Below are 5,341 nucleotides of genomic sequence, written 5' to 3'. Positions count from 1 at the left end.
GCCTGGGGTACCGCGGAGGGTACCGGTGTGACGCACGGGTGCACCTGCTCCTGAACGGAGAGGGTAAGCGGGACAACAGGCGCTCGGGGAATCATGGAAACCCCCGCGTCCCCTTGTTAAACCCCCAGGCATGTTCCACGGCACCACCATTCTCTGCGTACGCCGGGAGGGCAGGGTCGTCATCGCGGGCGATGGTCAGGTCAGTCTCGACAAGACCATCATGAAGAACACCGCGAAGAAGGTGCGCCGCATCGGTGACGGCTCCGTCCTCGCCGGCTTCGCGGGCAGCACCGCCGACGCCTTCACCCTCTTCGAGCGCTTCGAGGCCCGTCTCAAGGAGCACCAGAAGAACCTCGCCCGCGCCTGTGTGGAGCTCGGGAAGGACTGGCGCACCGATCGCTTCCTCCGCCGGCTGGAGGCCCTGCTCATCGTCGCCGACCGCGAGAAGACCTTCATCCTCTCCGGCGCCGGCGACGTCATCGAGCCCGACTACGGCATCGCCGCCGTGGGCAGCGGAGGCTCCTACGCGCTCGCCGCCGCCCGTGCCCTCATGACGCACACGCAACTGCCCGCCCGCGACGTGGCCACCCACGCCATGCAGATCGCCGCGGACATCTGCATCTACACCAACACCAACATCTCCATCGAAGAGCTCTGAGGGGGCTTCACCGTGAGCAACGCACGCAAGATCCCCGCCTTCACTCCGCGCGAGGTCGTCGGCGAGCTGGACCGCTACATCGTCGGGCAGAACGCCGCCAAGCGCGCCGTGGCCATCGCCCTGCGCAACCGCTGGCGCCGCCAGCAGGTCCCCGAGGACCTGCGCGATGAGATCCACCCCAAGAACATCATCATGATCGGCCCCACCGGCGTGGGGAAGACGGAGATCGCCCGGCGGCTGGCGAAGCTCGCCCAGGCCCCCTTCGTCAAGGTGGAGGCCTCCAAGTTCACCGAGGTCGGTTACGTGGGCCGCGACGTCGAGTCCATGGTGCGCGATCTGGTCGAGGCCTCCATCGCGCTCGTGCGCGACGAGGAGCTGGAGCGGGTGCGCGCCCGCGCGCTCGAGGTCGCCGAGGACCGGCTGGCCCAGCTCCTCAGTGGCCAGAGCCCCTCGCGCCCCACGGGGGGCATGGGCTTCATGGCGCCCTCCGCTCCGCCTTCCGCGCCCCGGCTCGGGGACCTCGAGCGCGAGAAGCTCCGCGCCCAGCTGCGCGCCGGCACGCTCGATGACCAGGAGGTGGAGCTGGAGACCTCCGAGGGAGGCTCCCCCACCTTCCTGCGCAACTTCTCCGGCCAGGGCATGGAGGAGATCGGCGTCAACCTGCAGGATCTCTTCAAGAACATGCCCGGCATGAGCCGTACGCGGAAGCGCAAGGTGCGTGCCCCCGAGGCCCTGAAGCTGCTGGAGCAGGAGGAGTCCACCCGGCTGGTGGACACGGACCGCGTCAACCGCGAGGCGCTCGTCCGCGCCGAGACCGGCGGCATCATCTTCATCGACGAGATCGACAAGATCGCCAGCCGCGAGGGAGGCGGGAAGGGGGGAGGCCCGGACGTGTCCCGCGAGGGCGTCCAGCGCGACATCCTCCCCATCGTCGAGGGCTCCACCGTCAACACCAAGTACGGCCAGGTGAAGACGGACCACATGCTCTTCATCGCCGCGGGCGCCTTCCACGTCTCCAAGCCGAGCGACCTCATCCCCGAGCTCCAGGGCCGCTTCCCCATCCGCGTGGAGCTGGAGCCGCTCAGCGGCGAGGATCTGGTGCGAATCCTCCGCGAGCCGCGCAACTCGCTCATCCGCCAGTACACCGCGTTGCTGTCCACGGAAGGCGTGCAGTTGAAGTTTTCCGATGACGCCATCTCGGAGATCGCCCGCATTGCGCAGGCCGTCAACGAGCGCACCGAGAATATCGGTGCCCGCAGGCTCCACACGGTACTGGAGCGCTTGCTGGACGAGGTATCATTCAGTGCCAGTGAGCAGGGTGCCCGGGACCTGCAGATAGACGCCGCCTACGTGCGAGAGCGCCTCGCCTCCGTTGTCCAGGACGAGGATCTCTCGCGCTACATCCTCTAACCCGCCGAGGGAGCTTCCGTGACTCAGACCACGAACATGACCACCGCGAAGACCGAAACCGTTGCCCAGTCCGCTCCCTCCACCGGCAAGAACGAGCAGTGGATCGAGAAGGCCAAGGCCCACCTGCTCCAGAACTACAAGCAGCAACCCATCGTCATCGAGCGTGGGCTGGGCTCGCGCGTCTGGGATGCGGACGGTCGCGAGTACCTGGACCTGCTGGGCGGCATCGCCACGTGCGGACTCGGCCACTGCCACCCGGAGGTGGTCGTCGCGGTGAAGGCCCAGCTCGAGAAGCTGTGGCACATCTCCAACGTCTTCTACTCGGAGCCGCAGATCGAGCTGGCCGCCCGGCTCACCACCGCCTCGGGGCTCCAGCGCGCCTTCTTCTGCAACTCGGGCGCGGAGGCCAACGAGGCCCTCATCAAGCTGGCCCGCAAGGTCCAGAAGGATCGCGGCAACCCCGACCGCTACGAGGTCATCACCTTCCACAACTCCTTCCACGGGCGCACGCTGGCCACCGTCACCGCCACCGGTCAGACGAAGTACCAGCAGGGCTTCGAGCCCCTGCCCGCGGGCTTCACCCACGTGCCCTACGGGGACCTGGAGGCGGTGCGCAAGGCCGTGGGCCCGAACACCGCGGCCATCCTCGTGGAGCCCATCCAGGGCGAGGGCGGCGTGCGTCAGGCGCCTCCGGGCTTCCTCAAGGCCCTGCGCGCCCTGTGCGACGAGCACGGGCTGCTGCTGCTCGTCGATGAGATCCAGACCGGCATGGGCCGCACCGGCAAGGTCTTCGCCTACCAGCACGAGGACATCCTCCCGGACGCCATCAGCCTGGCGAAGTCGCTCGGCAATGGCATGCCCATTGGCGCCATGCTGTGCACCGACGCGGCCGGCAAGAGCCTCGTGCCGGGCACCCACGGCTCCACCTTCGGTGGCAACCTGATCGCCGCCGTCGCCGCCAACGTCGTCGTCCGCAAGGTCACCGAGCCCAAGCTCCTGCGCGAGGTGACGCAGAAGGGCGAGTACTTCCTCACCCGCGCCCGGGAGATCCAGAGCCGCCTGCCCACCCTCATCAAGGAGGCCCGCGGTCGCGGCATGCTGCTCGGCCTGGAACTCTTCCAGGACGCCGCGCCCGTCATCGCCCGGTGCCGCGAGTACGGCCTGCTCGTCAACGCCGCCGGCGAGAAGACGGTCCGCTTCGCCCCGTCCTACTTCGTCACCCATGACGAGCTCGACCAGGGCCTGCGCATCGTCGAGCGCGCGCTGAAGTCCTGAACGCACGCGCTGCCCTGGGGTGCACTCTCACTTTCCGGGAGTGCCCCTCGGGGGCAAGTGTTCTCCAATCCTCGAAATCCGAGAAGATGATTCAAGGGAGAACGGTTGTTTCCGCTCTGAAAAAATCCATCGAAGGTGTTTGACGCGACCGGATGCCGGACTTACGATTTGCGCAAGTTGATGCGCTTTCCTGAGTTCCCCCGAAAGGGCTCTGTTCTGGAGGTCCGATGATCGCGTCGCAAGCCGCCATTGGGATCGACCCGGGCCCAAGTCATGACGTCCTCCGGGCCAACCAGCTCATCGAGGCCGGCCTGTGGCTGCGCCTGGGTGGTGATGACGCCGGTGCCCGTCGGCTGTTCATGCGTGCCCTGTCACATGACCCCGCCAACCGCCGGGCGAAGGAGTGGCTCGCGAAGCTCGCGACCGCTCGCGCCAGTGCGCCGGCTCCCGTTCGGCCCGTGATGGCCGTGCCCGCGCCTCAGCCCGAGCCCGAGGTGAGCATCATCCTGCTGGATGAGCAGGAGCAGGCGGTGGCGGCCCCGAGCGTCGCCGGTCCGGGCATCACCGCCGACGTGCTGGACTTCCTCTCCGAGGAGCCGGAGCCCGCTCCGGCTCCCGCGCCCGCTCGGGCGGCCGTGGCCGTGCGTGCGCTCACGCCCGTGCCCCTGCTGGGGCAGGCGCCCGTGACGGTGGCCCAGGTGGCGCCCGTCAAGGACCTCTCCACCCTGCTGCAAGGAGTGGAGGAGCTGCTCTCGCTGGGAGACGCCTCGAGCGCGCTCGCGCTGCTGGGCAAGGCCGAGGAGCAGGCTCCGGGTGATCCCAGGGTGGCGGCGGCCCGCGAGCGTTGCGCGCGCGCGCAGCAGGCCTCGCTGGAGGAGAAGCTGGGTGACCTGAAGCGGGTGCCCGCGGTGCGGCTGTCGCCCAAGGAGCTGATGCAACTGCGGCTGGATCCGCGCGCGGGCTTCGTGCTGTCGCGGCTGGACGGGAGGATGAGCTGCGAGGCCCTCTTCTCCGTGTCCGGCATGTCCCGGCTGGACACGCTGCGCGTCCTGGCCCAGTTGCTGGACCAGGACGTCATCACGCTGCGCTAACGGAAGCTCAACACCCGGAAGCCGAAGGCTCCTGTCTCGGCTCCGGTGGGCGAGTAGAAGTCGACGTAGAGCGTGGTGGTGGTGGCCGCCTTGAGTTCCACCCACGAGTTGCGGATGGTGAGGAACGGCTGCTTCGTGTCCTCGCGGGTGAAGGCGGCCACCGCGGGGATGAGTCGGTTGGGCTCGAACTCGATCCGGTAGGTGGTGCCCTGGGTCGCGGCGATGGCGATCCAGTCCTCGTCCTCGGAGTACTGGATGTTGCCGTTGCGGTAGGGCACCGTGCTGCCGCTGGAGTCCACGATGGTGGGGGTGAGGGAGGTGGCCTCGGTGGAGTTGTCGCCGTAGTCATCCTGGCCCAGCGAGCTCAAGGTGAGGGCGTAGGGGCCGGTGGCGGCGGACGCATCGTACGGCGAGTGGCTCATGCGCACGTAGTAGGGCGCGGTGGCGCGGGCCTTGAAGATGAGCTGGGCCTTGGGCCGGCCGTCCTGGGAGCCCTGCCACACCCCCTGCTGATCGAACACGTCCACGCGGGGCATGAGCGAGCCCCCGGGCTCCACGGTGACGGAGTAGAGCTCGCGCGCGAGGCCATCCAGCTTGAAGAAGTCGTAGTCGCCGATGGGGTCGATGCTCTGCTGGCGCTGCCTGCCGTCCGCGGTGAGGGCGGCGGCGCGGGAGAGGCAGTCATCCGGCTCGGAGGTGTCGCCGGGGTGCTCGGCGCAGTTGGCGGCGCTGACGGTCTCGCACACGCCGCTGGGTCGCGGCACGGTGCCCGGAGCGCAGAGGCAGACCGCCTTGCCGTTCTCGCTGGCGCAGGTGGTCTTGCCGCTCTGGGTGCAGGGGTTGGGATCGCACGGGTCCGGGTCGTTGGAATTCGTATCCAACATGCAGCCCGTCGTGCCGAGCAGGG

General features: G+C 68.6%; 5 protein-coding genes. 4 read left to right on the top strand and 1 reads right to left on the bottom strand.

Going from position 1 to position 5,341, the window contains the following annotated elements:
• The first annotated feature begins 130 nt into the window (after positions 1 to 130).
• The 4 genes from hslV (at position 131) to VF794_RS27070 (ending at position 4,434) form a co-directional block, all read left to right on the top strand.
• Positions 131 to 658 carry an ATP-dependent protease subunit HslV gene (gene hslV / locus VF794_RS27085; protein WP_331115288.1) on the top strand — a complete coding sequence of 176 codons (528 nt, stop codon included), beginning with the start codon at positions 131 to 133 and terminating at the stop codon, positions 656 to 658.
• Between the two features lie 12 nt (positions 659 to 670).
• On the top strand, positions 671 to 2,068 hold the full coding sequence (hslU, locus tag VF794_RS27080; protein WP_331115287.1) for an ATP-dependent protease ATPase subunit HslU: 1,398 nt from the start codon (positions 671 to 673) through the stop codon (positions 2,066 to 2,068).
• A 36-nt stretch (positions 2,069 to 2,104) separates the two neighbouring features.
• Complete coding sequence (locus VF794_RS27075; RefSeq protein ID WP_414640962.1) at positions 2,105 to 3,343, top strand: aspartate aminotransferase family protein; 1,239 nt, start codon at positions 2,105 to 2,107, stop codon at positions 3,341 to 3,343.
• A gap of 227 nt (positions 3,344 to 3,570) precedes the next feature.
• Positions 3,571 to 4,434, top strand: a complete 864-nt coding sequence (locus VF794_RS27070) for a hypothetical protein (protein WP_331115283.1) — start codon at positions 3,571 to 3,573, stop codon at positions 4,432 to 4,434.
• Here VF794_RS27070 and VF794_RS27065 read toward each other — a convergent pair.
• Positions 4,431 to 5,341: hypothetical protein (locus VF794_RS27065; RefSeq protein ID WP_331115281.1), on the bottom strand; the 911-nt coding region annotated here is incomplete at its 5' end. The two genes, VF794_RS27070 and VF794_RS27065, sit on opposite strands and share 4 nt — an antisense overlap.

Source organism: Archangium sp. (genome assembly GCF_036389735.1).
GTDB lineage: Bacteria > Myxococcota > Myxococcia > Myxococcales > Myxococcaceae > Archangium.
This window is presented reverse-complemented; position numbering and strand designations above follow the sequence as displayed.

What these genes read in the sequence shown, in the direction of transcription:
- hslV (WP_331115288.1), top strand. Translation starts at nt 131, where the DNA reads ATGTTCCACGGCACCACCATTCTCTGCGTACGCCGGGAGGGCAGGGTC.
- VF794_RS27070 (WP_331115283.1), top strand. Translation starts at nt 3,571, where the DNA reads ATGATCGCGTCGCAAGCCGCCATTGGGATCGACCCGGGCCCAAGTCAT.
- VF794_RS27075 (WP_414640962.1), top strand. Translation starts at nt 2,105, where the DNA reads ATGACCACCGCGAAGACCGAAACCGTTGCCCAGTCCGCTCCCTCCACC.